The sequence below is a fragment of the Providencia sp. PROV209 genome (assembly GCF_028479485.1).
Lineage (GTDB): Bacteria > Pseudomonadota > Gammaproteobacteria > Enterobacterales > Enterobacteriaceae > Providencia > Providencia alcalifaciens.
The window spans coordinates 86,592-113,042 of sequence record NZ_JAMPNR010000012.1; the positions used below are offsets into that span (position 1 = coordinate 86,592).

The 26,451-nt window shown below is 39.1% G+C and carries 23 protein-coding genes; 6 read left to right on the forward strand and 17 right to left on the reverse strand.

What is annotated here, in order from left to right; genetic code table 11:
- Nucleotides 1–70: 70 nt before the first annotated feature.
- The 4 genes from PR795_RS08790 to codB all read right to left on the reverse strand — a co-directional run bounded on the left by PR795_RS08790 (nt 71) and on the right by codB (nt 4,819).
- A complete protein-coding gene (locus PR795_RS08790) occupies nt 71–1,435 on the reverse strand; it encodes a heavy metal sensor histidine kinase (RefSeq protein ID WP_006663157.1) in 1,365 nt (454 codons plus the stop codon).
- Nucleotides 1,432–2,103, reverse strand: coding sequence for a heavy metal response regulator transcription factor (locus tag PR795_RS08795; protein ID WP_006659740.1), 672 nt, complete (start codon nt 2,101–2,103; stop codon nt 1,432–1,434). Before PR795_RS08795 ends, PR795_RS08790 begins: the two co-directional genes overlap by 4 nt.
- A 177-nt stretch (nt 2,104–2,280) precedes the next feature.
- A complete protein-coding gene (locus PR795_RS08800; RefSeq protein WP_006663156.1) occupies nt 2,281–3,579 on the reverse strand; it encodes a cytosine deaminase in 1,299 nt (432 codons plus the stop codon).
- A complete protein-coding gene (codB, locus tag PR795_RS08805) occupies nt 3,572–4,819 on the reverse strand; it encodes a cytosine permease (protein WP_006663155.1) in 1,248 nt (415 codons plus the stop codon). Before codB ends, PR795_RS08800 begins: the two co-directional genes overlap by 8 nt.
- 797 nt (nt 4,820–5,616) lie before the next feature.
- Here codB and dcuC point away from each other — a divergent pair.
- Both dcuC and PR795_RS08815 read left to right on the forward strand, forming a co-directional pair.
- On the forward strand, nt 5,617–6,891 hold the full coding sequence (gene dcuC, locus PR795_RS08810) for a C4-dicarboxylate transporter DcuC (protein WP_006663154.1): 1,275 nt from the start codon (nt 5,617–5,619) through the stop codon (nt 6,889–6,891).
- A 15-nt stretch (nt 6,892–6,906) separates the two neighbouring features.
- A complete protein-coding gene (locus PR795_RS08815; RefSeq protein ID WP_006659736.1) occupies nt 6,907–8,172 on the forward strand; it encodes an amidohydrolase in 1,266 nt (421 codons plus the stop codon).
- Nucleotides 8,173–8,254: 82 nt separating this feature from the next.
- Here PR795_RS08815 and PR795_RS08820 read toward each other — a convergent pair whose 3' ends face one another.
- The 13 genes from PR795_RS08820 to PR795_RS08880 all read right to left on the reverse strand — a co-directional run bounded on the left by PR795_RS08820 (nt 8,255) and on the right by PR795_RS08880 (nt 20,571).
- Entirely contained in the window at nt 8,255–9,496 is a 1,242-nt protein-coding gene (locus PR795_RS08820) for a Zn-dependent hydrolase (RefSeq protein ID WP_036959555.1), read from the reverse strand.
- Nucleotides 9,497–9,902: 406 nt separating this feature from the next.
- Nucleotides 9,903–11,729, reverse strand: a complete 1,827-nt coding sequence (locus tag PR795_RS08825; protein ID WP_154629657.1) for an FUSC family protein — start codon at nt 11,727–11,729, stop codon at nt 9,903–9,905.
- 228 nt (nt 11,730–11,957) lie between these two features.
- Entirely contained in the window at nt 11,958–12,242 is a 285-nt protein-coding gene (locus PR795_RS08830; RefSeq protein WP_006659732.1) for a helix-turn-helix domain-containing protein, read from the reverse strand.
- An 871-nt stretch (nt 12,243–13,113) separates the two neighbouring features.
- Nucleotides 13,114–14,853 carry an inverse autotransporter beta domain-containing protein gene (locus PR795_RS08835; protein ID WP_036966386.1) on the reverse strand — a complete coding sequence of 580 codons (1,740 nt, stop codon included), beginning with the start codon at nt 14,851–14,853 and terminating at the stop codon, nt 13,114–13,116.
- Nucleotides 14,854–15,104: 251 nt separating this feature from the next.
- On the reverse strand, nt 15,105–15,530 hold the full coding sequence (locus PR795_RS08840; protein WP_006663150.1) for a YbaY family lipoprotein: 426 nt from the start codon (nt 15,528–15,530) through the stop codon (nt 15,105–15,107).
- A 26-nt stretch (nt 15,531–15,556) separates the two neighbouring features.
- On the reverse strand, nt 15,557–15,985 hold the full coding sequence (locus PR795_RS08845; protein ID WP_006663149.1) for a winged helix-turn-helix domain-containing protein: 429 nt from the start codon (nt 15,983–15,985) through the stop codon (nt 15,557–15,559).
- Between the two features lie 339 nt (nt 15,986–16,324).
- Nucleotides 16,325–16,807, reverse strand: a complete 483-nt coding sequence (locus PR795_RS08850; protein ID WP_036966389.1) for a hypothetical protein — start codon at nt 16,805–16,807, stop codon at nt 16,325–16,327.
- Nucleotides 16,797–17,441, reverse strand: coding sequence for a hypothetical protein (locus PR795_RS08855; protein WP_006663147.1), 645 nt, complete (start codon nt 17,439–17,441; stop codon nt 16,797–16,799). The genes PR795_RS08850 and PR795_RS08855 overlap by 11 nt, the downstream gene beginning before the upstream one ends.
- Nucleotides 17,419–17,970 carry a hypothetical protein gene (locus PR795_RS08860; protein WP_006663146.1) on the reverse strand — a complete coding sequence of 184 codons (552 nt, stop codon included), beginning with the start codon at nt 17,968–17,970 and terminating at the stop codon, nt 17,419–17,421. Before PR795_RS08860 ends, PR795_RS08855 begins: the two co-directional genes overlap by 23 nt.
- Nucleotides 17,954–18,700, reverse strand: coding sequence for a type III secretion system inner membrane ring lipoprotein SctJ (sctJ, locus tag PR795_RS08865; RefSeq protein WP_006663145.1), 747 nt, complete (start codon nt 18,698–18,700; stop codon nt 17,954–17,956). Before sctJ ends, PR795_RS08860 begins: the two co-directional genes overlap by 17 nt.
- A gap of 3 nt (nt 18,701–18,703) precedes the next feature.
- Nucleotides 18,704–18,997 (reverse strand): type III secretion system inner rod subunit SctI, encoded by a 294-nt coding sequence (gene sctI / locus PR795_RS08870; protein WP_006663144.1) that lies wholly within the window; start codon nt 18,995–18,997, stop codon nt 18,704–18,706.
- Nucleotides 18,998–19,052: 55 nt separating this feature from the next.
- Nucleotides 19,053–19,364 (reverse strand): EscF/YscF/HrpA family type III secretion system needle major subunit, encoded by a 312-nt coding sequence (locus PR795_RS08875; protein WP_006663143.1) that lies wholly within the window; start codon nt 19,362–19,364, stop codon nt 19,053–19,055.
- Nucleotides 19,365–19,377: 13 nt separating this feature from the next.
- Nucleotides 19,378–20,571 carry a PrgH/EprH family type III secretion apparatus protein gene (locus PR795_RS08880; RefSeq protein WP_272516801.1) on the reverse strand — a complete coding sequence of 398 codons (1,194 nt, stop codon included), beginning with the start codon at nt 20,569–20,571 and terminating at the stop codon, nt 19,378–19,380.
- A gap of 218 nt (nt 20,572–20,789) precedes the next feature.
- Here PR795_RS08880 and PR795_RS08885 point away from each other — a divergent pair, with 218 nt between their 5' ends.
- From PR795_RS08885 to PR795_RS08900, 4 genes are read left to right on the forward strand one after another with little or no spacing between them, the layout of a single operon-like run.
- Nucleotides 20,790–21,569 (forward strand): AraC family transcriptional regulator, encoded by a 780-nt coding sequence (locus PR795_RS08885; RefSeq protein WP_006663141.1) that lies wholly within the window; start codon nt 20,790–20,792, stop codon nt 21,567–21,569.
- Nucleotides 21,559–23,262, forward strand: coding sequence for a type III secretion system outer membrane ring subunit SctC (gene sctC / locus PR795_RS08890; RefSeq protein ID WP_272516802.1), 1,704 nt, complete (start codon nt 21,559–21,561; stop codon nt 23,260–23,262). Before PR795_RS08885 ends, sctC begins: the two co-directional genes overlap by 11 nt.
- Complete coding sequence (sctW, locus tag PR795_RS08895; protein WP_272516803.1) at nt 23,253–24,350, forward strand: type III secretion system gatekeeper subunit SctW; 1,098 nt, start codon at nt 23,253–23,255, stop codon at nt 24,348–24,350. Before sctC ends, sctW begins: the two co-directional genes overlap by 10 nt.
- 23 nt (nt 24,351–24,373) lie before the next feature.
- Nucleotides 24,374–26,440, forward strand: coding sequence for an EscV/YscV/HrcV family type III secretion system export apparatus protein (locus PR795_RS08900; protein ID WP_006659717.1), 2,067 nt, complete (start codon nt 24,374–24,376; stop codon nt 26,438–26,440).
- Nucleotides 26,441–26,451 lie beyond the last annotated feature (11 nt).

The window sequence follows — 26,451 nt, forward strand, 5'->3', positions numbered from 1 at the left end:
AGAGGAATGAAATCAGTTATACCGAAAGCGCAATAAAAGTGGCTGACAGTAAGATGACAAATTTGTCATCTTACTTAATTGTAGGAAACTTTAGCGTAATAGTGCTGGTACCTGCATGGTGTTCAAAGCTAACTGAGCCGCCATGCAGTTCAACAATGGCTTTGACAATCGCCAGCCCCAACCCAGTTCCCTCCGTGGTTCTGGCATTATCTCCGCGCCAAAAACGGGTGAAAATCTCATTACTATTTTGTAGCGGTTCGCCTTGGTTGGTAATGTTAATTTCCCGTTGTTGCGGCAGGGCAATAATTTGGGTAACAACGCGGGTGCCTGAGTGCGAATACTTAATCGCGTTGGATACGATATTCACAAAAACTCGGCTGAGTAATACAGGATCAGCATCAATCGTTATGGATGAAGGCTCGCAATAGAGCTCAATTTGTTTCTCTTCCGCATACGCGGAAAAGAGCTCATAAACATCGTTAACGATTGAATATAGAGAAAGACTCTCTCGATTTAAGGTAATGTTTTTATTTTCAGCACGGGCAATAAACAAGGAACTTTGGATCATTTTCGCCAGTTTATCGAGCTCCTCAATATTACTGACAATCATCATTTCATATTCACTAACACTACGTGAGCGCTGGAGTGTAATTTCATTTTGCACCCGAATAGCATTGATGGGGGTTCTCAGCTCATGCGCCAAGTCATCGGCAAATTGAGTGAGCTTAACAAAATCGTGTTTTAGCTGTTGGCGCATGGTGTTCATTGACTCGCCCAGCACTTTCAACTCCTGTGGTAGCTGATCAATATCGATCGGATCATTCAACGCATGAACATCCGTTTTGATCGTGATCTGGCTCAATGCCTGAATATCGGATAAGCCTTTTTTCAAGAGCCATAAACTGAGCAGACCCATTAGCAAAATCGATAAGGCAGAAATAAGTAAGCTTTGGGTGAGGTACTGGGTCAATACGCCGCTGCGGTCGACGGAGACTTTACCAAGCACCACATGGAGCGGCCCTATTGGGGAATTCATCGCGAAATAAACTGCGGAAATGGGGATACCTTGAGCGGTTTGCCAATGGTTGATGGCATTGATATTGAGTTGTTCAAGATTGACTAACTGAAGCGGTTGCGTATCCAGTAATTCTCGATTGGTGGTGACCAGTATATGCCCTGTTGTATCAGAAATTTGAATCAAGTCTTGGCGCATGTCCATCATACTTTGGAAATACATGGGAAGCGTTTTGATATCAATGCCACCTGCGATGAGTTTGGCAAGCTGTTCCGCACGGTTAACCAATAAATTGTTATCTTGCTCAGATAATTCATTTTTGAGTGAATGATACAAAATCCATGTCACTACACCGGCATTAGCAACCATCAAAATGATAAACAGAGAAATAAGTTTAAAGCGAAGTGACTTCTTTTTCATTCTATTGGCCTATTTAAGCGATACCCCATCCCGCGGATGGTTTCGATAAGCTTAATTTCAAACTCATCATCAATTTTCTTTCTCAATCGACGGATGGCGACATCGATGATATTGGTATCACTGTCAAAGTCGATCCCCCAGACTTCGCTAGCAATTAAAGTTCTCGGTAAAATTTCATCGCAATGTAGGACAAAAAACAGTAATAAGGAAAACTCTTGTCGGGTTAGGATAATTTTTTGTCCACCACGCTCAACCTCATGGCGAGTTAAGTCAATTTTGAGATCTGCAATGGTCATGGTGGTTGAGACGGGCTGGTTAACTTTTAATTGGTTTTTAACCCGTGCTAATAATTCAGAAAATGAAAACGGTTTCACAAGATAGTCATTGGCGCCGAGCTCTAAACCTTTAATCCGGTCATCCACGGCATCTCGAGCCGTGAGACAAATGACCGGAATATTTTTAGCTGTGCGTAGGATCTTTAAAATCTCCCAGCCATTCATACCCGGTAGCATGATGTCGAGGATCACTAATTGATAATTGTTTTCTAAGGCAAAATAGAGTCCATCGCGACCATCATCAGCGACATCCACAAGAAATCCGGCTTCTTCTAAACCATTTTTGACCCAACCTTGCGTTTTTAGGTGATCTTCAATTAATAGTATTCTCATGGCAACCTAACAATGACATTATTTGACTTAATTTTATTTCATCTTAAAGAAATTTTAACGTTAAAGAAATGGCTAGGAATTTAGTCCTAAGATGCGATGTGAAAGACCAATAGGAAGAAACAACACGGGGTTCTCATTGATTGCAGGCTCAATAAGCCCCGTGTTGGGGGATAAAACTTAGTTTCCGCTATGTGGCTGATAGCCGTAACGGATGGTTTCGACGTCGTCGAGTTGAATCTGGGTGACGGTAGGCTGTGTGGTGGCGATAACGCGACCATCACGGATGGAGTAACGTACAGGCACTTGGCGACGAACTGCATCAAAACCGTTTTCAGCAGGCAGGATCAGTAGGCTGGCACGTTTCCCTTCATTGATACCGTAGTTTTGTAAGTTCAGTGTTTTTGCACTGTGCTCAGTAATCAGTTTGAGACCATCGTTAATCTGACCATAACCCATCAGCTGGCAAACATGCAGTCCCATGTGCAGCACTTGCAGCATATTGGCTGTACCCAGTGGATACCACGGGTCGAATACATCGTCATGACCGAAGCAGACATTAATATTGGCAGCGAGCATCTCTTTGACACGGGTGATCCCACGACGTTTTGGATAGGTATCGAAACGACCTTGTAAGTGAATATTCACTAACGGGTTGGCGACAAAGTTAATGCCAGACATTTTCAGCAGACGGAATAAACGGGATGCATAAGCCCCATTGTATGAGTGCATGGCTGTGGTATGGCTAGCGGTGACGCGTGAGCCCATATTTTCACGGTGAGCGAGAGCGGCAACGGTTTCAACAAAGCGTGACTGTTCATCATCAATTTCATCACAATGAACATCGATTAAACGGTCGTATTTCTGTGCCAGAGCGAAGGTTTTATGCAGTGATTCCACGCCATATTCACGAGTGAATTCAAAGTGCGGAATGGCACCGACAACATCGGCGCCTAAGCGTAATGCTTCTTCTAATAGCTCTTCGCCGTTTGGATAGGACATGATCCCTTCTTGTGGGAAGGCAACGATTTGCATATCCACCCACGGCGCAACTTCTTTTTTCACTTCCAGCATGGCTTTCAGTGCCGTTAAAGTGGCATCGGAAACGTCAACGTGGGTACGAACATGTTGGATACCGTTAGCAATTTGCCATTTTAGAGTTTGCCAAGCGCGCTCTTTCACATCGTCATGGGTCAGCATCGCTTTGCGCTCTGCCCAACGTTCAATTCCTTCAAACAGCGTACCCGATTGGTTCCAATTTGGCTGCCCAGCGGTTTGGGTCGTATCCAAATGGATGTGTGGCTCAACAAACGGTGGAATAGCTAAGCCGCCTTCGCCGTCTAGGCTGTTGGCTAATACTTCACCTGCGGGCTGAGGAACGATAGCTTTGATTTGCTGATTTTCAATATCGATTCGCCACAGACCTTCACGTTCAGGCAAACGGACATTGTGGATATGTTGAATGTGTTGATTAAGCACGGGTCATCTCCGAATTAGTGGCGCGCACGCGATTCAATAGTGGATTTAGGATGGCGTAGCAGATAGCACCGCCAAGCACAGCGTTCACAGGGACAATCCCCGGTAACCAATGTCCTGCGGCAACGCCCGCAGCAACAGCGATTAACGCACTGATATTCACATCGCGCATTTTGCTCATGTCAAAAGTGGCATAACGATGACGATACATTAAGTAATCCGCAATGATAATGCCACCAATCGGTGGAATGGCTGCGGATAAAAAGGTCAGCCAGCTGACAAAGTTGTTATACAGCCACAGTGCGCAGAGTGTGCCCACTAAGCCGTTGATAATGGATAATGTTTTACTGGATAAACCCGTGATGTTTGCGAAGCCCAAACCGGAAGCGTATAGCGCATTGTCATTGGTGGTCCAAATGTTTAAACCAAGCACAATAATCGCAGGAATGAGCAGCCCTTGCGCGATCATCACATCAGAGATGTCTGCCATACCGAGGGAAGCGGCACCCGCAGCACCAAAGATAAACATGAGTGAGTTACCCAAGAAGAACGCCACAATGGCAACCAGTACCGCGATCTTTGGTTTGCGCCCGAAGCGAACGAAGTCGGCGGTTAACGTTCCGGCGCTGACAAACGAACCGACCACCATGGCGAGCGCAAGGTTAAAATCGATAGGTTGGGCAGGTTTAACGGTTTGCAGTGCGCTTAAGCCACCGACATCGGTGACGGCAAGATACACAGAGTAGCTACCTAAGATAGCAATAGCAGGAACAGCAACAATTGACAGAACGGTTAATGCCGAGATTCCGAAGAACACGGTGATGGTCATCAAAATACCGGAAATACCAATCAGTAAGTTGATATCCCAGCCTGTAGCTTTACCGACGGGAATGGCAAACATAGCAACGCCGACACCGAACCAGCCGACCTGTGTACCGCCAAGTAAGAATGAAGGGAGCCAAGAGCCGCGGATACCAAATGAATAACGAGCAAGAAGGTGGGTTGTTAAGCCGGTTTTTGAACCAATGAAACCAAGAAAGGCGGTGTAGACACCAAGAATAAGATTACCAATGAGAACTGCGAGGAAGAAATCGTTGAAACTAAGACCGGTACCGAGAGCGCCTCCGGTCCACATGCTGGCGGAAAAGAACGTTAAACCCAGCATTACAAAGGTTAATGCGAGCCCGCCTTTTCGCGCGGATATGGGTACTGGCTCATGACTATAATTTTTATCGCCGGACACAATGACCTCCTGTTGCTTTTCTCTAGCCAAAAAATCCGACGCAGTTTATAGCCGTAAAAATAAAAAGCAAACGATTTCATACATGCTTAAAAAGAATTAATGAATGGTGTTTTTGCGCATTTTTTACTCTAGTGAGCATGGTTGGTGGGTGGGGGATGAAGCGATAATAAATCGAGTGAATGAATAAAATGACAAAGCAAGGACGAAATGAAAATGACTCTCAATACAATAAAATAAGCGTAAAATAAAAATAAAAGACTTCCGATCATGTGGATTTTAATACATTGCTATTTTTATTTATATTTACGCAAACAAATATTATAGGCAAGTTGGTTTTTATATTTATTTATAACTACTCTTTTAATTTGTTATGTGGAATTTATTACTTCAATTTCTTTGTAAGGAATGATTTAAATCCAATTTAATAGTCAAATATATAATTTTTATTATTTACTAAAATTAATGGTTTTATATTAAATAAATGAAGTTTGAAAAAATCGTTCTAATTTTAAAAAAATGATAAAGACGTTAATTTTATCGTTATTTTAACGAAACTTAATGTTTACTTTGCGTTATTCATAGCTATGTTTTTAAAGGATATTTTTAATTTTTGGTGGATTTTTTTATGATAAACATTGTGTGGATCACAAAATGACGGTTAATTTTAAAATAGGGAATTAAAATTGATATCCCTCAATTAAATAAAGCCATTAAAGCTCACAATGAATCACCAATTAAAAATTACTCTTCATTTTGTTTTTCTTATCTATTTATCCAGGGATAAAAGAGGTGCAGTCATGATAATACAAATTATCGCGGCATTAATTATTGTTGTTACAATTTATCTTTTAATAAAAAAATATGAAACCCGAATGGTGTTAATTGCTGCGGGGCTGGTGCTGTGTATTGTCAGCCTTGTGCCAATGGATGCCTTAAATGCATTTAGTGAGCGTATGGTTTCAGCCCCTCTGATTCAAGCCATTTGTTCCAGTATGGGTTTTGCCTATGTCATGAAATATACCAAGTGTGATAAACACTTAGTGCTTGTGTTATCTAAGGTTTTAACACGATTAGGTTTTTTCTTGATCCCCGCCGCCGTTGTATTGACCTTCTTCATTAATATTGCAATTCCTTCTGCGGCAGGGTGTGCCGCTGCGGTAGGTGCAACATTAATTCCATTGTTGATTGCTGCACGTATTCATCCTGCTATTGCTGGCGGTGCCGTGCTGTGCGGTACTATCGGTTCTATGTTGAGTCCAGGTTTGTCTCATAACCCATTTGTGGCACAAATGTCGAATATGAGTATTGTTGACTTAATTGCTCGCCATGGACCATACAGTTTATCGGTGGGGGGTATCGCAGCTGTTTCGTTAGCGGTCGTCGCGTTGGTGAAAAAAGAGTACAACATGAAAGCCGTGGTAGAGGTGAATGGCGCTGCTGGAACTGAGCCAAATACGCCGGCAGAGCAGCCAAATTACCTGTATGCAACAGCACCTTTTATTCCGTTGATTTTATTGATTCTTCCGTTCATGGATGCATTGAAAGCTTATCAAATCAGCGTACCCGCAGCGATGGTGATCGGGGCTATTTATGCATTAGTGATTACCCGCACTAACCCTTCTACGATCACGAAAGAGTTCTTTAAAGGAATGGGGAATGCTTATGGGGATGTCCTCGGGATTATCATTGCAGCTGCAGTATTCTCTGCGGGCTTAAAAGCATCTGGTTTAATTGATTCCTTTATTGGTTTTCTGATTCATTCTCCTGAATTTGCACGTTGGGGAGGGACTTTGGGTCCATTCTTAATGGGGATTATTACGGGCTCAGGCGATGCAGCGGCATTTGCTTTCAATGAAACTGTCACGCCGTTTGCTCAGCAATTTGGTTACGAAATTCCTGATTTGGGAATGGCATCTGCAATTTCTGGCGCCTTGGGTAGAACCATGTCACCGTTAGCGGGTGCAGCTATCGTTTGTGCGGGTTTAGCCAATGTTAACCCGATGGAAATTGTTAAGCGTACTGCGCCCGGCATGATTGTTGGGGTGATCTTTATTGCGCTCATCATGCTTTAATTGTAAGGAGATAACATGTCGAACATCACATTAGAAAAATTGACCGAATGGCGTCGTGAATTCCATCAATATCCAGAGATTGGTTGGTCTGAATTTTTAACGACCGCGAAAATTGTTGAAGAACTGCGTGGCTTAGGTTTAGACGTGAAAGTGGGTCCACAGGTGATTAATCCTGAATACGCTTTTGGACGCCAACAAAACGTGGTTGAGAAAGGTTTAGCGGTTGCAAGAAAACACCAAGTGAATGAAGATCTGTTAGCTGAAATGCAGGAACTAACGGGATGCGTTGCTATTTTTGATAGTGGTAAAGCCGGTCCGACAATCGCACTACGCTTCGATATTGACTGTGTTGGGGTGACTGAGAGTACCCAAGAAACTCATCGCCCAAAAAATGATAATTTTAGTTCTTGCCACCCTGGTGAGATGCATGCCTGTGGTCATGATGGACACATTGCAATTGGTCTAGCTGTTGCCCATTGGCTAGTGGCAAATAAAGCCAGCTTATCTGGCAAGGTAAAATTGTTATTCCAACCTGCTGAAGAAGGGGTTCGTGGCGCAAGAGCGATGGCAGAAAGTGGGATCGTGGATGATGTTGATTACTTCTTAGGGGCTCACCTGGGATTTATCGCCAATAGCGGTGAAATTGTGATTAACCCTACCCATTTCTTGTGCACCACTAAGTTGGATTTTCGTTTCAAAGGAGCACCTTCCCATGCGGGAGCTGAACCTGAATTAGGTCGTAATGCATTAGCGGGCGCCTGTCATGCAACAACGCAAATGCTAGGCATCTCACGACACGGTAAAGGCATGTCACGCATTAATGTTGGGGTGTTGAATGCAGGGGAAGGGCGTAATGTCACGCCATCGTATGCCCAAATGCAGGTAGAAGTGCGTGGGGAAAACGAAGAAATTAACCGCTTTATGAGCGAAAATGCCATTCGCATGGCTGAAGGCTCCGCACATAGCTTCCAATTAGAAATGGAAAGTGAAGTGATGGGGGAAGCGGTGGATTTAACCAATGACCAAGAACTGATTGATACTCTGGCAAGTGTGGTGGGACAACATGCTGAATTAACAGCGGTTGCAACTCGACCATTTGGTGGCAGTGAAGATGCGACAATTTTGGCTAAGCGTGTTCAGCGCCATGGTGGTAAATCACTGTATTTCGTTGTGGGTGCGGACAGAACCGCGGGGCATCACCAAGCTAACTTTGATTTTGATGAGAAACAGATGTTAACAGCCTATCAGCTGTATACCGGATGTTTAGTGTCCTTAATGTAATTTAAATTGATAGGTATTTAAGTGCTAGGTAGTTAAGTGATAGAGAAAAGCCGCTGGGAAAGGAATATCCCAGCGGCTTTTTTTATTTCGCTAAGGCATATAGCGTGTCTTTCAATAGATTGGCGGCAACGATAATATCGTCGAAGTCGGTGAATTCATCGGGATGATGGCTTATGCCTTCTTTTGATGGTGTAAAAATCATTGCGGTCGGAAATCGTTGGGCGAGGTTCATGGAGTCATGCCCTGCACCGCTTAGCATGGTCATATAGTCGATGTTGTGTTCAATACAGAGTTGCTCAATTAGGTGACAAATATTGCTATCTAATTTCACTGGAGCTTCGGCAGAAATTTCACGAAGTTGAATGGAAACATCGTTGTCTTGTTCAGACTTTTTAATGGAATTTTTCAAGTGATTGGCAACACGAGCAATACTTTCTGACTCAATACCGCGGATATCGACTAAGAAATTCACTTCTCCGGGGATCACATTCATGGAGTTTGGATAAACATTGAGTTTTCCAATCGTGCCGACAGTTCCCCAGACGGCTTCTCGGCATGCAGCGCGGTTGAGATCACTGATGATAGCCGCACTCGCCACTAAAGCATCATGGCGCTGGTACATGGGGGTTGCTCCGGAATGGTCGGCATGCCCCGTCACTTGCACTTGGAATCGGGTGGGGGCGGCAATACCGTTAACAATTCCTACGGGTTTTCCTGCTAGCTCAAGACGTCGACCTTGCTCAATGTGCATCTCAATAAACGCAGAATAGGTATCATCGGTTAATTGGCACTGTTCAATATCTTGGCTTGGGTAGCCAAGGCTATCAAGTACGTCGAAAAAATTACGTCCATCGTCATCGCGATTGAGTGACCATTTTTCACGGTCGACTTTTCCAAGTAACACTTTGCTACCAATACATGAAAAACCAAATCGACTGGATTCTTCTGCTCTAAAAATCACGAGTTCAAGGGATCGGGATAATTGTTGCGGCTGAAATTGCATGAGTGCATAAAATCCAGCAACAACACCAAGGGTGCCGTCATATGCACCGCCATTGGGTACGGTATCGAGATGGGAACCTGTTCCAACGGCGGGTAAATCGGGATTTTTTCCCGGCAATCGGCAAAAGATATTACCGACTGCATCTTGGCGTACGATAAAGCCTGCTTTTTGCATGATATCTATCATGTATTGATGTGCAGATTGGTCTATTGGCGTATAAGCTAAACGTGTGACGCCTTTATTTTCAGGATAAGAAGTAAAGGATGCTAATTTTTCAAATAATACTTTCATTTCATTAGTAGAAAATAATTCCCTAGTCATGAAAACCTCTGTTATAAAATAGTAATCAGATATGTTTAATTTTGGTGAAAATAAAAAGTAAATAAAAATAAGGAATGTTGAAATATATAAATATTTATATTGAATAATTACTATGGCAAATGAAAGGTCATGAAGTCAAATAGAAAAGCAGGAATATGGGTATTGTATGATTTTTATCAATATGCTGATTTTAAACGAAAATTAAACAAATTTTACGTTTTTTGAATATACCGATAATTTCGCGTGAAATTAAAAAAAATTTTAAATTACACCGTAATTTTTTATTGTATATAGCACTTATATTGGGTGATTTTAAATTAAAGAAGATATTTATTTTAAATAATTAATCTAGATTGATCGTTTATTTTATTTTTTTCATACCTTCATTAATTGTTATTTTTTGTCTTTAATTGTTAGCGTTTAAATTATGGAGATATAACTGAACTTTATCGAGCAGAAGACATAACTCACCGCTATTTTTTGCTTTGCGTCGTAGCCTTTGTGTGAATCGATGAATTTTTACAGCATCAGGGTGTGGACGTTGTAAATGTAACACGAGTCCTTTTAGGGCTCGTTTATGCGATTCACAAGCAGAAAATTGTTTATAAACTTGCATCAAATTGAGCCAAATTCCATGTCGGATAGCGAAGAATTGTAGGGTTTTCTCAAATGAAGCGTCATTTTTTCGAGCTAATATTAACCCACTAAATAGGCGATGGCTCATTTGAGATGTAGAGGGTTTCTGTCCGGTAATAATTTTATTAAGTCCAAGTTTAAATTGTTGTTCACTAAGTAAAATTAGGTTTTGGTAACGTTTTTTGGGGTTGGTTGGGTAAATCCAATAAAAAGCGCCCATTGCGACTAGTGGTCCACAAACAATAGCGATGGCATTACCGAGGCTTTCAGGAAAACTCAAGGTAAAAGGATAACTCGGTTGCAGTAAGATCAAAGAGACCATGATGTAATCAAAGGCGATTAAAATCAGTTTACTGTGGGCAAAAACAAAAATACCACTAATGATCACGGGGACAATAAAGATGCTCATTTGCCATGAAGATGATGCAAATGGCCATAAACACCACGTACAAATTAAGGCAGCAATTGCGCCAAGAGACTGTCCTGTAAATATATTTTTCATGAACTTAGCGGGATAATCGAGAGAAGCAAACAACGCTATCATGACTGATAACCCTAATGTCAGATAGGCAAGTGCTTGCCATTGGGTCACTAGCCACAAAAAACCAACGGTGGCAATGGTGACAAAAGCACGGGCGAAGGCTTGCCAAGCCGAAATTCGGTCATGGTGTAATTTCAATTTATCGACGCGGTAATGTGCTTTGATAGACACCCCTTTTGAGACATAAAACAGAGGGATCAGGAGATTCTTTAATACGCCATTAGGACACACGGAAAGAATATGTTTCCATTGTTGTTCAGTGGGTTGTATTTTGGGGAATGGGAAAGCAGCGATATTTTTAACATGTTCTAATTGCAGCAGAATTTGACTTTGGAAAAATAATTGCTGGCGTGCTTTTGCGACTTGTTTACGGTGATAACGCCAGCCAATACGGTTTGCCTCAAGCTGTTCATCATAGGTCGTCATTTGCTGCCAAAGTGTGTCAATTTCGTGCTTAGCAATAGGTTCTTTTTTGTATAACGAACGATGCAAAATAGTGTAAAACTGAGTATCAATTTTCTGTTTTAAAGCGATGATTGCGGTTTGTTCGCGTTTAGGTGTAAACAGAAAATTAAACACAATAGCGCATAACACCCCGACTAATATGGTCCAAAATCGATCCCAAGCAACAAAGAAAAGATTGTTAGTCGCGTGGACACTGAGCATGCTCACCATAACCGCGGAATATCCAGCCAAGAATGTCCCATAGGCCACAAAGCCTTTTTGTAATTGACCGATTCCACTGCATGCACCTAGCCATCCAGCTAAACTGATCACAAACAATAAAGGGCTGATCTGATGAAGTTGAATAAGCATCACGCCAGCCAGTACACCACTGACGGTGCCGGCAAAACGCCACCAACTTTTTTCTAATAGGTTTTCTCGCCATGGTTGTGCGGATGCCCAAACGGTCATTGCGGCCCATTGAGGATGAGCAAGTCCGGCATATTCAGCAATAAATAGCGCTAAAATCGATGCGCAGGCAGTAATCATAGCAAAACGTAAACGGTCAGAATCAAATCCGAGCCGTTGCATGAATGTGGTTGGTTGTGACATGGTTTTTCGCAGATGGATGAGTAAAACAGTGTATAGGGTAGTGCTTGTGAAGGAAAATCGCAAATAGAGGTCTAACAGCGTCTATATTGTCATGGCAGAATTTGAAATGAAATAAAAAGTAAAAGCCTTAGAATAGGCTTTTACTTTTTATATGGATGCATCATATATAGAGTAACTTTTTCAAATCAAGAAATCGTTGGTGTAAATATTGAATGATAATTACGCGATCTATGCGTAAGACTCAACGGATTCTTGGTTTTTATTTTCATATTTAATATCTTGATTGTCTTGGAATATATCACAAAATATATCACTGATATTAACATCTAATATTTTTGTTACTCTTGCTAAGCAATCTATATCAATTCGATTAACACCACGTTCATAACGAAATAGCTGTTGTTCGCTGATATTACACTCTCTTGCTAACTGGAATACAGTATAACCTTGAGATTTTCTTAATGATTTTATTTTTTGTCCAACGGCATAAGCTACAGGAAATTTTCTATTCATAAATATTCTCTATTAAATTATATTGTTGAGATAACAATCAATGTGGGTTCTCAGATTCTATAAATGACATTTAATATAATCTGTGTTTTTTCATTTTTGGTTAAATATATAGTGACCATCAAGTGCCACTCACTGAATGATATACTATACTTATAATTGTTTTCAATTAGTCTCAAAATGACGTTTTAAATATCCACATACCTATTATTATTTTTCTTAAATATTTAATCTTAAAATTAAGTTATCATTTTCAATGATTTGAATTTGAATTTACGTAATGTTAGAACAAATGTAAATTTTAATGTATTGTTTTTGATCAGCATGATGTGTTGGAAATTTGCCATATTTCGATATTTGATGCCAAAAAAAACAGGAAATAAAATATTAACAATATTGGGTTTTTATATTTAATTACCCTTAATTTGGTTTGTTTCTTTCATGCTATAAGTTTATTCCACTAATGAGTCAAACTAGGAGGATCATTATTTGATCGATTTTTTGTTGTTCTTTCAAATATGCCAAGTAATAGTGTTACGATGAAAGTCATAATATCCTTATTCATGAGTTGTATTTTTTTGTTTCTAGCGTGATAGCTATTTTAGCACTCAAAATGAAAAAGATAATTGAGTGCTTTTTATGATGATTGGCATTAAAAATGACCATCAGTCCTTTTAAGTCAAATTGTTACTAAGCAGTATGCTACTTTAGTAGTAAAGGATTTTTCATTACATTTTTTGATTTGAAAACCATTATATAGATGTGACTAAACTCATATTATGACTTATAGGTATATCTAAAAATCACTAATAATTTATGAGCACTATATCGGTATTACAATTTTCTAGGGTAAAAATGAAAAGAGTGTGTTTCTTCAAATCTTGTGGTGGTTGTTATGTATATATGGGTCTGCCCTTTTTAACAGCTTGCTCGCTGGTTTGTTATCTTTATCTTTTATGCCTGTAAAAGCTGGTGTACCGTTCGTAACTAAATTGATTGTAGGTGTAAGAGGGCTATTAGCAGAAAAAATAGTAGGTTGTGTAACTTGTACTTGTAATATAGCATTTGGAGAAATATTACCTTTCGAATCAACCGCAACAGCGTTTATGGTATAGCGGTTTTGTACTTTTCCTCCGGATTTATAGGTCGGGAGAATAATGCTATACGCACCATTTTTTTCATCAATAACTTGACCGCCAGCAGCAACGAGGTTATCGGCATGCCAATTGATGCGGTTAAAACCATATTGACTATTAATGGTATATTTCAGGGGGATTTTTTCCCCTGAAATACCTGTTATGGATGCGTTCATGTTGAGATAAATAGTGTCGTTTTTTTTGTAATCTAACAAGATATGGTTGTTGCGACTGACAAAGTCATAACGATTGCCCATTAACGAGCGGAATTCTCCGACTGCATCAGGATCTAAGTGTTGTTTGAACGATTTTCCAAATTGGTAGCTCAGCTTTAAACCAATACGCGAATCTTGCTTACTCGCCTTACCTTGACGATGTTCTCCATTCAATGTGATCAATGGAATTGGGGTATAATTAATGCCAGCTGTAATTGAATAAGGGTTATTTTGGCGATTTTTAGTACCAAATAGAGCGGCTTCTTCTCCATAAAACTGTTCATATGTCAGTTTACCCCCAATATGTGGATAAATGGGTAGCCAGCCTTCAGCTCGAAGATCCCAACCATTAGCAGGGCGAGTGGAATAATCGGCTAAATCGCGGGAATTACGCCAGCCACTTAATCGGTGGTAGCTGTTAGCGGAAAGTTTTAAAAAGTCACGGCGGTACTCGACACCTAACCCTAAACGGGAGTGTTTACGAGAGATATCATAGTCAAAAAAACTATTTCCACCGATCATCTGGTTTTCACCATACCAACGAGTCCCTAATCCAAGGTTGGTTTCGATACGTCCTTCTTTACGGTGCAAGCTTGTTTGGGTGAACAATAAATTATTTTCTGTTTCGTAAAGTGGAAGCAGTAAGTCAATTTGTGAGTTTTTTAATGAGAACTTTTTATCTGCTTCGAGTTTAATCTGTGAACTTCCAAAATGATTAAACCAATCTTGTAGGTAGCTACTTGCTGTAGTTGTGACGAGTTCACGCGCAAAGGCTTTGGTCTTTTCATTTGTGGGTTTAGTTGTGAAAAATTGCCCTGTCTTTGAGACAAACTGTGCCAAAATAAGTTGGTTTTCAGTGGATGCTTCAGGTGCCACTATAGGTCGTAGGTTCTCCTGTTCACGTGGTGATAAAGGTGAAGTGGGAATATCAATTTCAGTGCCCGGTTTTATATTCTCAAAAGAATAAGCAAACGTTCTAAATTGATTGAGCTGTTGGAGTTGCTGTAGGTTTATATGGTATTTTTCAGCAATGCTTCTTGTTGTCTCACCAATTTGTAAGGTATAGGCTTGCGTTTCTTTAAAGAAAAAATATTTATTATTCTGCGATAATGGCTTCTGATGCTTATTTCTATCTTCAGTAAAGGCACTTGCTACCATTGGGATGAAGATCGACACGAGTGGGAAGCTAATTTGTATCGCTATGTTTATCCATGCAGTGAATTTTAAACGACGAGGAATTAAATTCCTTGACCTGTAATACATGAAATAACTCCAATAAATAAGATTGGCATAATAGAATTCAGAGGTGTTTGTTGAAAAGAATCACGATGACCCATTTAATTCGAATGTTAAATTGATGCATCGAATTAAATGGGGAGAAGGCACCGCTCTGATTTATTCAAGATGATTATATTTGCTATTTATTCCATTTTTTATTGAATAGTTTTGAAATAAAAAGAATTAATCGAATTCCTGCTAGGTGTTCTAATTTAATAAGATTTTATAATGTTGGTTTAAAGGCTATTGACACGCAGTGATAATCTATCTGATGAATCTTTATTTAGTGGCGTAATCTGATTACTCATCATTAATAATTCACCATTTTTTTCAATACGTATACTTAAACCAAAGTAACGATTTTTGGCTGAGATTTTTTCAGGTAGGTTAATTGAAAAATTCACAGTGCGGCTTGGTTTACGTGTAGTCATCGTATAATCGTAATGACTTTTTTCTGAATAACTATTCCCATTTATCTCTGTAACAGAGAGTGTGACTAATGCTTCTCCTGGAATATCGTGAGATTGGCTATAGATGTCACCCTGAATATTAAATGTATTTTCTTTTTTGTTTATGGGGTTATTGCATGCAAATAGAAATAAGCAGCAGGTCAATATAAATAGAGAATGTAGAATATTTTTTGATATAACAATTTTTGGCATGATTAATCTTCTATGGTAAGGCTATCTTATTGAAACGAGCGATTAAATACTTTTTGGAAGAAACAACGAACATATGAGTACATGTTTTTTTGTTCATTAGACCTTGATAAAATTGGCATTTCTGATTTTTCGCCTGTGTATAAAACACCAATCCTTGGTAGTGTCATTATCAAGTTTTCATCTAATTCTACTTTTTTGAAGGATTGGCGTAACTGTCTAACAAGCTTGTAATAACTGCTTTCGGTCACAATGGTTCCGCGTTTTTCCCAAATCTCATGCATTACTTCGCGTTTACTATTGGTTTTTAATAGTAAAAGTTTTAAAAGGCAGGATTCATTTTCTGATAAATTTACTGTTCTTTTTCCACGGGATAATGTTCTCTTTAATGGGTCATACACGACTTGACCGCATAAAAGCATCATTGGTTCTATTTTATTGTATTCCATGTTATTCATAATATTTCCCACAAATATAGTTCAATTCAGAATTAAATATAGACATCGTAACTGCCAGTAAAATAGTGTTCAATATAAAAAAACAGTAGGTATCGGATAGATGAAAAATTAAAGCGTTTTTTTAAATCAAACAATGTGTTTTGGTGATGTAAATTTAAACTACTACCAGTGATTGTATATATCAATTTCAAATTTGTTTTTTTTATATTTTTTGAAAAAGATAATATGAAAAAGCATAGATTATAAAAAACATAACCTAGGCTTATAGTTATTCGTCGGAAGGGGGGGATATGATATGAATAAGAATGAAGGAGAAATTAATCATTCAGTTTATATATGCTATAATTCATTTATATCCTCATCATCACCTTCAATATTAAAATTCGTCATATTTTTGTTTAATTGCTCTTTAAATGGGGCATTCATGAATGTTATTGCCATATAACGTTGAAGTGATTTAGTAAAATCTTTATATAAAGACGGGGAGGCTTCAGATGAAGATTTTAATGTCTGTGCGACGTTTGCAATGAATGATTCTTTGTCTTTACGGTTTAAATTAATCATGGTTTTAAACACAAGAAGAAATTGTGATTTTTGACTATCTTGATTAGTAAATTCTTGAATAAATAGGTTTAATTTTTCTTCTGCATTCTCTGAAATGTGAGGTATGTTTTTTTCGTGGTAATTTTGTATGTCTTTCATGATGTGATTAGGTTTCCTGCGGGTATTCATTCTTGTATGTAGATCAGATGTACTTACTGGTGGAGTTTCATAAGTACGCGGTGTTGATAAAAGATTTAGTGAGTTTGGATTAATTTTCATTATGCTTCCTTGAGATTGATAGTTGCTGAATCAAGCGACTATAAGCTTCCTTGTGCTGCTGTTGTATTTGACAACGAGCCGAAATCGATAGGATTTGTGGTTGTATATTTTTGGCGGCAACATCGGGTGAAAAATGAGTGATTTTATTGCCAACTTCTAGAGAAATATGATTGTTTTGGCTGTTTAATGTCTTGATACCATTAATTTTTTTTCCTAATGTAGTCTGTAACTCTGTAGGTAAGTGCAATTGTGTCTTGGCAGTTTCAGGTTGTAACTGTATAAAGTATTCCGCAATGATTTCTTGCAAACGCAAATCTGCAAATAAGTGTGTTAGCACTTTCGTTAAGCGTTCTTCAGTTTTGCTGACGGTGTATTGATATTGCTTTTCACTTGCTTCTAATACGGCAATAAAATCCTGCAACAGTTGTTGCAACCCATCTTGGTAACCGTGTTGATATGCAGTGGTATAAAGGGTTTCCTCGGATTGTTGTGCATGTTGGATATGATCTTTTGCTTTGTGTTGAGCGTGTTTAACGACAGATTGCGCATATCGGTTAGAATTCAAAGCATGGTGTTTAATTAACACATCTTCAATGATGGTTTGCTGGATATTAGGCTGTGTGTTCTCTGACATAATGGCAAGTTTCTTCGATAATATTCCAAGGTAGCAAGGCACGGACGGAATGATTCATTACCTTCTGTGTGCTGCGACTAAACATGTATTTCGCGCGTGTGGCATAGCAATGGCTGAATGTGTTTAAACACGTTAAAAGTTGCTCTGCACCCAATGCAAGTAACTGTTGGGGGGTCTCAATCTGGCGTATTTGGCTCTGCCATAACGGATGAGTAAATTGTTTATGTAATTGATGATATTGAGTTAACTCGCCCCACCAAGGGAGTGGAGATGCATGTTGAATAACACCTAAGCCCCATGCGATGGTGGGTATTCGTGACCAATTATCTGCCAAGATCTTCGGCAAAATAGGCGTATTTTCATTCGGTAACCCCAACTGATATTGCTCAATAAGCTGAGAATTCTGCTGTTTTTGTAACAGTGGGGGTAATTGATGATAGTGCGTACCGATAAACTCAGAGTGAAAATACTCTCCTGGTGCTAAGAAAATATTTTTTTGCTCAACGAGTAGTTTACTCAACAGGGGCATGGCTCGATTTCTCCGTTTCTTCTTCGCGCTGTTTATTATTGCGTTGATACAGATACAAGCCGAGTGCGATTAACAAACCAATTAACGCTGTGACTAAAGCGGATGCAATGACAGGGTTAAATGCAGGTGTTGGACCATTTTTGGTTTGGTAGAGTAAAGGAGGACGGCTAACTATCACGACAGAAACATTGTCATAGGTTGTGTCGACAAAACTATTATTTAGAAATAGTTTTATCTTATTCATCATGACCTTAGGGTCTTCATTTCCAGAATAGGTGACTAAGCTCGAGACTTTTTGTGCTTGTTTCACCGGACCATTGCCAGAAATAGGATAACTTACATGTACGCGGGCATTCACGACATTAGGGATAGTCAGCAATGATTGTTCAAGACGCTGCTCAATGAGTGAAAGGAGTCGTGTACGCTCTGCTTGTGGTGATGCGACCAGAGAGTCTCCAGGAAAGGCATCAATGATTTCCACTGGCTCTTTCGATGGCAAGTTATATTGGCGCAGTAAGTCAACGGCAATGACAAAATCATTGGGCGCTACTCGTATTGAGTCTCCATTTTTGGAATCTTGTTTACGGTTAGCATCAACACCATGTTCTTGTAAAATTGCGAGAACTTCATTACTTTGGCGTTGGCTGAGATTGCTCAGTAATAATTGATTATCACAACCAAGCAATAAACCAATAAAGCCAATCAATAAAAATTTTTTTAATATGTTCATGGTTTATTGTGCTTTTATGACAGTATCAATACTTGATGTTACTTTATGTGTAATCGTACTGATCATGTTTAAGGCTAACGTGTATTGACCCACTTGGTCCTGTAAATTTAGGACTTGTACGGCATTACTCGGATCAATATTCTTCGATTTTTCGATAATATTTTGTTTTTCTGTGCTTGCATTGGCTGCATAATCAGAAAATAGTTTTTTAACGGTTTCTTCTAAAGATGAGACTGAAACAGGAGAAACAGTATCAACCACGGTTGCAATAGGGCTTATTGATGAAATAGGTAGCATAGATATTTCCTATAAATAATAAAGAGCATCAAGATATATGATGCTCAAATTAAAATTAAACGTTACGTATAATGGCTTGTGCCGCATCTTTAATGGACTTCATTACGTTACTTTGTAATTGACGTGCCATATTATAGTTGCCGCTTAAGGCTGTGATTTTACCCAGAACGAGCGGGTTATCGACTTCCAGATTGGGGTTGTCAATCATAGACTTTAATTCATCAGCGATAGTCTTAGTTCTTTCGCTAATACCAGCGGAGCTGCGATACATCATGCCCCATTTGTTATCTGTTGCTGTGGTAGATGCTTGTTCTAATGCAGATGCATCCCAATTGCCCTCTGCATTACTAATACCTGGAGTTGCCATATTTATTGCCTTACTAATTAGATTGGTTTGAGTTAAACAACCAATGATTATTCCCTAGTAGAGTAATACCATTGGTATGGGTGATAAACGATTTTCCAGCAAGTTCATTATTGGCAAGGGAGACGGAAAATTGAATTTGCTTAGTTCCCCACTTTTGACTAAATGAATTTGTGAAGCTAATTAAAGAGAGAGTTTGTTTATCATTTAAACTATCTCTTATAACAAAGATAACTTTGTTATCTTTGATTATTTTTTGCCACTTAACGTTACTTTCAGCTAAACCTAGTTCTGATTTTTTAATAAGTTCGTTAAAGGGTGTTTCTACTATTTTACTTTGCTTATAACAATGAAAATATGTTGAAAGTAGTTGATTAATATTTTTTTCATTGCTATTCGGTAATGGACTTTTAATCACTCTAATAATTGGCTGGCAAGGATTTTCAATATCAACCTTTAGTAAGTTAGGAACAGTGTCTATCAGTTTTTCTTCAATCTCTTCTTCAAGTTTTTTTATCTTTAAGATCGTATAATTTTCTGGATGATTTTTTTTTAATAATATTTGTTGGCTCCAGTCTGCATCTCGTTGTGTTCTAACTAAAATAAGTGTTTTCCCATTTTTTCCTTGCGTGTATATAATTGGATGTTGACTACCTTTCAATATATTATCAATACTTTGAATACGTTTTTCAGCATCATTTTTTGGATTAATTTGGAATGCAAAGGTTATTGATAAAATAATGGTTAAAAATAACAAAATAAGTATTAACCATTTTTTATTAAAAGTAACCTTATATCTTTTAATATAATCCGAATGGTTCTCTGGGTGTATCACTGGGATTTCATTGGGAGCACGGACTGCATGATGCGTCTTCCATTCATCATTTAGTTTCTTGATGATAAATGGAAATCTATCAATCAATAATATGTCTTGAAATGTTATTGGAAACACCTGTGTACTATTTTCTTGGGTAAGATGAATTGTAAGTCCATTGTTTGATTCTTGAACAGAAAGAATAGAAAATTCACACTTTTCCTTTTCACTTGGAATATAATACGTAGTAAACCCATTTTCATCTATTTCTGTTTTATAACTAATGTTTCTATCAGTGATAATGATGTTTTTATCAATATTAATCATTAGTTCTTGACCGCTCATTGGTCCACTAATAATTTTAATTATACATGTGTGGAGTTTTGGTTCTATCATAAAGACAATCTCAATTAATAAAAATGGTGAGTTATTCACCACTCAATGACAGTAGTTAAATATAAATAGATGAAATAGTCAGCTGAATTTATCTTATTCATTCACACTTTATATATTGGTAAGGTTTTCCGATCTATTCCGGACTATTCATTTGTTTTTTTTGTTTTGATCATTGACTCTAGATTCAGTAAAAGCCAAATGAATAGGACTGATTTATAATGTCGAATGAAGATATTGCTAAATTATTAGAGGGTGGGAATAGTTGCTTTTCTTTACAAGATACATTGGTCTTGTCAATACCAAAGAAAAATACAGCGACGCTTTTTTATAAATCTCTGTATACAAAATTAAATATTAAGGTAGATAAACCCGTTATATTTATCTGCAAATACGATGAGCTAATAACAGAAGATGAAAGTCAATGGGATATTTATACCCTGGGATTATCAGAACTGGTTGAAACTCTCGCTATTATTGATACTGCAATGGGACAATCCTTTCTTGCAAAAAAAGCGCAAAAAAATAATGACAATAGTCATTTAGGTGAATTTATTTTATTTGATGATGAAATATCATCACCGAATTTAATAAAGAATGTTGTTATCGATATGATTATTAAAAAGCAACCATTATTTGAAGAGTGGTGTGATGTATTAAGGCGTTATGAAGCATATGGAATGATGCGTTTTTTAATTTCAGCCGCTCAGCAAGATAAAAATGCCAATATAAATCAGTTATGCGATCGCTATGGTATTTCCGCTTCTTATTTCAGGCAACTGTATCGAGAAAACTTTAATAAAACAGCTAAGCGCAAAATTATGGGTGTGCGTATGGGGGCGGCTATTTTGCAATTAATTGAAAGTGAACATTCCATTTTAGATGTAGGGCTAGAAGCGGGTTATTGCTCGGCCTCTCATTTTACAAATGATTTAAAAAAAGAGTTGGGTCTTACCCCATCAGAAATAAGGCACCTTGGAGCAATGTTATATGAACAGTAAAAAATTTACAGCGATTGCTATTTCGCTGTTTTTACTGAGTGTAAATATCAATACAGCGCAATCAGAGATGTTGATTGCTGAACCTGTTACACAGGAAAGAAGTCGCGATACATTTGTCGCTAATAATATTGCGGTAGGAAAAGTCTTTGAGGCTGTTGCTGAGCGTATTAATAAACCCATTATTTTAAGTAAATTAGCCTCTCAAAAGAAAGTGACGGGAAATTTTAATCTGGGTAATGCGGATGAAATGTTTAAAGCGTTAACGCGCCGTATCGCGTTGGTGTGGTATGACGATGGTGCGGGTATTTATGTCTACGATAACAGTGAAATGCGTAGCTTAATTATTCCAACTCAGAAAGTCAGTAGCCAACAGGTATTGAGTTATATTCAACGAAATGGCATTTATGACGCTCGCTTCCCTGTCCGTTCTCAAGGTGGCGATACGATGTTATTTGTTTCGGGTCCCCCGCTCTATGTGGAGTTGATTAAAGGCGCCGCATTATATCTTGGAGAACAGAGCCAAAGTGAAGAAAAACGCAGTGGTAATGTCGCCGTTATTCCGTTGAAACACGCTTCTGTGACTGATCGTACTTATTCTTTAAGAGGACAATCCGTCACTGTTCCCGGCATGCTAACGGTGATTAGTGATTTGTTTAAAAATGGGGGCGGTAGCGTTGAAGAAGCGCTGAATGTTGAACCTATCAAGCTCAATACATCGGGTGATGACATTGATGCATTGATGGATACACCGATTGGCGGTGGTAGTCCTGTCGAAAATCGTCAACTCATCGTGAAGCGTGGTAATGCATCGAACAGTGCATTTTCGTTAGTTGCCCATCCTGATAGCAATAGCTTGATTGTAAAAGGTAGCCAAAGCCAAATTCGTTATGTGCGAGATTTAGTTAAAAATTTAGACAATCGTCGCCGCCAAGTGGAACTCTCTTTGTGGATCATTGATATCACTCGCTCAGAGTTGGATAACTTAGGTGTGAATTGGGAGGTCGGTTCCTTTAAAGCGGGTGGTGGGTCTATTTCGTTCAACCGCAGTACATTACCGGATAGCAGTAAATTTTTAGTTCAAATTGATGCGCTTAGCAAAAATGGTAATAGCCAAATTGTTTCGCGCCCAGTTCTATTAACTCAAGAAAATGTGCCTGCATTATTTGATAACAACACCAGTTTCTACGCCAAATTACAAGGTGAACGTATTGCGACGCTTGAGCAGGTCACTTACGGCACGATGATCAGCGTTATGCCTCGCATCTCTGGTGGGCAAAGCGTTGAGATGGAAGTCAATATTGAAGATGGTGCTGAAAGCCGAGATAGCAGCGGAAAAACGTCAAACGTCGAAGGGTTGCCCTCTGTTAACCGAACCAGCATCAATACTGTTGCACGTATTGCGAAAGATAGCAGTTTGTTAATCGGTGGCTATACTCGCGACCAATATATTGATAACGAAAGTAAAATCCCACTTCTTGGGGATATTCCTTGGATTGGTGGACTGTTTCGTCATTCCTCAACAAACCAACAAAAAATGGTGCGCTTATTTCTTATCCAGCCGCGTTTATTAGATGAAAACGAGGTTTGGGATGGACGACAATTCTCGGATAAAACGCGCATTACTCAAAAAAATAGCCAGCTTCACGGCACGGTGGAGTTCTTACAGCAATATATGAGGGATTCATGGCAATAACGCCACTGAATTATGGCAATCGCACGCTGCTCAATACGCAAGACAAGAGCCGAGCAGCAGCAAAAAGTCGTGATGATTCCGATGAAGTTGCCCGTGGTGCGGGTGTTATTGATAGCTCAAGCGAATACGCCTCCATGGCGATGCTTGCAGCGAGCCACGTTCGTCGCAGTGGTTCAAAGCAAGGACAGGATGAAGAGTGGATGCAGTTTGCTGAGCACATCCTAGAAAATAATGCGGATGAAAAAGTGTTGCACATTGAGGGGATTTTAAATCGCCAAATGATGACTCCGCAGCAATTACGTGCATTTCTATTGCAGTATTTCACGGATCCCAGTGATTTATTAATGGTATTAGCTGCACTGATTAACCGAAAGAAACTTAAGCAAGAACAGATAGAGGCTTTACAAGAGTTAGAGCGATTGCTCCTTACGGAGGATACTCAGCGAGCTGCGCAAGCTGGCGTCAATATCGCTTTAATTGCAAAAGCATTTGCGCAAACTTTACGTGAAAACGCGGGAAATCTAAGAGCACTCTACCGTGAGTTTATTGGTTACGACGGTCCTGTTGTTTATCTATATGAACAGTGGGTTGAAGAGATGGAAATGACCCAGCGTGAAAACATGATGCGTTATTTAGCGCGTGCTCTCGCGTGTGATTTACAAGCACTCCCTTTAGGGGATCTTAATATCAGTGAGTTTGGGAGTTTCTTTACTCGAATTGGTCGATTGCGTGAATTGCAATCTTTAGACCGAGTATTTAGTCAGCAATTTTTCCAATCAGGTCTATTTCGCCAGAGTGTCGAATTACAGCAGAGCCATTTAGAAAAAGTGCTAAGCCAATTGTTTACTTGCGGTATTCGTAGCCAAGAGAGTTTTAACGAAAAACTGATTAGTTTTATTGATGAGCAATTAAAAATCATGACGACGGATTTACGTGCTCGCTTTGTTCAGCTGTTAATTATTGCATTTTCAATCATACCTGTAGCGGTCTTTCACTCATTGGAAGCGCGGGATGAATTACTCGACCAATTAAAAAAACAGATGGCTCAACTGTTAGTGCAAGAACAGCGTTTGCGCAGACAGCCATGATTTAATAGGAAATAAACGATTTCATGAAAAACTTCACCGGATTTTTATTACAGATCCGTAATCGCCCTGAATTGATGGTATTAGTCATCATGGTAATGGTTATTGCGATGCTGATTATTCCATTACCCACCGTATTGGTCGATTTCTTGATTGCATTGAATATTATGATTTCTGTGCTGATCTTTATGAGCTCGTTTTATATTACTCGAGTGCTTAACTTCCAATCATTTCCTTCTATTTTACTTATTAGCACGTTATTTAGATTGGCACTGTCGATTAGTACCAGCCGCCTTATTTTATTAGAAGCAGATGCTGGCGATATTATCGATACTTTCGGCGAATTTGTTATTCAAGATAATTTGGTTGTTGGGATGGTGGTTTTTGCCATTGTGACCATTGTGCAATTTATTGTTATCACAAAGGGTTCAGAGCGTATTGCGGAAGTGGCAGCTCGATTTTCATTGGATGCCATGCCCGGAAAGCAAATGAGCATTGATGCAGATTTACGCGCCGGTGTGATTGATGAAGCCACCGTGAAAATTAAGCGTGGTGAGCTGGAAAAAGAAAGTCAATTATTTGGTTCTTTTGATGGTGCGATGAAGTTTATTAAAGGAGATGCGATTGCGGGTATCGTGATCATTTTCGTCAATTTGATTGGCGGCATTTCAGTGGGTACAGCCCAGCAAGGCATGGATATTTCAACCGCATTAAACACATTTACTTTGTTAACGATCGGGGATGGGCTGGTCGCACAAATTCCTGCTCTGCTTATTTCTATCAGTGCGGGTTTTATCGTGACCCGAGTCGGTGGAAACGACAAAAATTTAGGTGAAAACATTGTCTCCGAACTTTTTGACAATGATTTTACGATCTTAATCACGGCGCTGATTGTGCTATTTATGGGCTTTCTTCCCGGGTTCCCAACACCAATTTTCCTCTTCCTTGCCGCGCTGCTGATGGGGTTATTTGCGACACGTTATTTCAAAAAACGCAAAGCTCAACGAAAAGACCAGCAATCAGGGCAAGAAAATCTGCAAACAGAAGCAACGGAAGGGGAAACTCAACGCGCAAATGATGATTTTGATGATGAATATATTCCTGAAACTTTACCCGTCATTATTTCTGTTAATCAAGAGTATAAGCAGCATTTGGAAGAGAATAATTTCTTATCACGTATGAAAAAGGATGTATTTATTCGTTATGGATATCGCATTCCTGATATCGCGATTAACTATTCCCCCATCGTACCTGAAAACAAAATTGTTGTGCTCATTAATGAAGTGAAAGCGGGCGAATATGATGTCTATTTCCATGGTCATCGCTTACTGACGGCAAATGATGAACTGGAATATCTTGGGTTAGAGCTGACCAAATATACCGATGAGTATGGCTTTGTTAATACATGGTTCGATAACCAATATCTTGAAAATGTAGAGCAACTTGGCTTATTGGTACGAGATGACATTACCGAAATGATTGATTGTGTTAGTACGCTATTACTCCGACACATTAATGAGTTCTTTGGGATTCAAGAAACTAAAAATTTACTGGATGATCTTGAAAGAAAATACCCTGAATTACTGAAAGAATGCTATCGCCATGCCACGGTGCAGAAAGTGACGGAGGTTTTCCAGCGGTTATTGATGGAAAAAATCTCAGTGCGCAACATGAAATTGATCATCGAAACCTTAGTGCAATGGGTACCTAAAGAAAAAGACAGCATGATGTTGGTGGAGCACATTCGAAGTTCCATGGCGCGCTATATCTCTTCGCGTTTTTCAGTGGAAGGGCGTCTGAATGTATTAATGGTTAATGCTGAGCTGGAAGACACCATTCGCCAAGGTATTCGTCAATCATCAGGTGGAGTTTACCTGCATTTAGAACCTGAAAAAAGCAACGAGCTTATTCAAGCTGCTGAAGTGGCATTAGAAAACAGTTACTTATCTGCGAGGGATGTCAATGTATTGGTTCCCGTGGATATCCGCCGATTTGTGAAAAAAATCTTGGAAGGTCGTTTCCCTGAACTTGAGGTGCTTTCATTTAATGAAGTCTCTGAAATGGTCAGGGTAAACGTCATTAAAACTATATAAGGAACGCGAGA

Coding starts and splice junctions, on each gene's coding strand:
- PR795_RS08790 (WP_006663157.1), bottom strand. CDS start 1,435: ATGAAAAAGAAGTCACTTCGCTTTAAACTTATTTCTCTGTTTATCATT.
- PR795_RS08795 (WP_006659740.1), bottom strand. CDS start 2,103: ATGAGAATACTATTAATTGAAGATCACCTAAAAACGCAAGGTTGGGTC.
- dcuC (WP_006663154.1), top strand. CDS start 5,617: ATGATAATACAAATTATCGCGGCATTAATTATTGTTGTTACAATTTAT.
- PR795_RS08815 (WP_006659736.1), top strand. CDS start 6,907: ATGTCGAACATCACATTAGAAAAATTGACCGAATGGCGTCGTGAATTC.
- PR795_RS08820 (WP_036959555.1), bottom strand. CDS start 9,496: ATGACTAGGGAATTATTTTCTACTAATGAAATGAAAGTATTATTTGAA.
- PR795_RS08825 (WP_154629657.1), bottom strand. CDS start 11,729: ATGTCACAACCAACCACATTCATGCAACGGCTCGGATTTGATTCTGAC.
- PR795_RS08830 (WP_006659732.1), bottom strand. CDS start 12,242: ATGAATAGAAAATTTCCTGTAGCTTATGCCGTTGGACAAAAAATAAAA.
- PR795_RS08835 (WP_036966386.1), bottom strand. CDS start 14,853: ATGTATTACAGGTCAAGGAATTTAATTCCTCGTCGTTTAAAATTCACT.
- PR795_RS08840 (WP_006663150.1), bottom strand. CDS start 15,530: ATGCCAAAAATTGTTATATCAAAAAATATTCTACATTCTCTATTTATA.
- PR795_RS08845 (WP_006663149.1), bottom strand. CDS start 15,985: ATGAATAACATGGAATACAATAAAATAGAACCAATGATGCTTTTATGC.
- PR795_RS08850 (WP_036966389.1), bottom strand. CDS start 16,807: ATGAAAATTAATCCAAACTCACTAAATCTTTTATCAACACCGCGTACT.
- PR795_RS08855 (WP_006663147.1), bottom strand. CDS start 17,441: ATGTCAGAGAACACACAGCCTAATATCCAGCAAACCATCATTGAAGAT.
- PR795_RS08860 (WP_006663146.1), bottom strand. CDS start 17,970: ATGCCCCTGTTGAGTAAACTACTCGTTGAGCAAAAAAATATTTTCTTA.
- sctJ (WP_006663145.1), bottom strand. CDS start 18,700: ATGAACATATTAAAAAAATTTTTATTGATTGGCTTTATTGGTTTATTG.
- sctI (WP_006663144.1), bottom strand. CDS start 18,997: ATGCTACCTATTTCATCAATAAGCCCTATTGCAACCGTGGTTGATACT.
- PR795_RS08875 (WP_006663143.1), bottom strand. CDS start 19,364: ATGGCAACTCCAGGTATTAGTAATGCAGAGGGCAATTGGGATGCATCT.
- PR795_RS08880 (WP_272516801.1), bottom strand. CDS start 20,571: ATGATAGAACCAAAACTCCACACATGTATAATTAAAATTATTAGTGGA.
- PR795_RS08885 (WP_006663141.1), top strand. CDS start 20,790: ATGTCGAATGAAGATATTGCTAAATTATTAGAGGGTGGGAATAGTTGC.
- sctC (WP_272516802.1), top strand. CDS start 21,559: ATGAACAGTAAAAAATTTACAGCGATTGCTATTTCGCTGTTTTTACTG.
- sctW (WP_272516803.1), top strand. CDS start 23,253: ATGGCAATAACGCCACTGAATTATGGCAATCGCACGCTGCTCAATACG.
- PR795_RS08900 (WP_006659717.1), top strand. CDS start 24,374: ATGAAAAACTTCACCGGATTTTTATTACAGATCCGTAATCGCCCTGAA.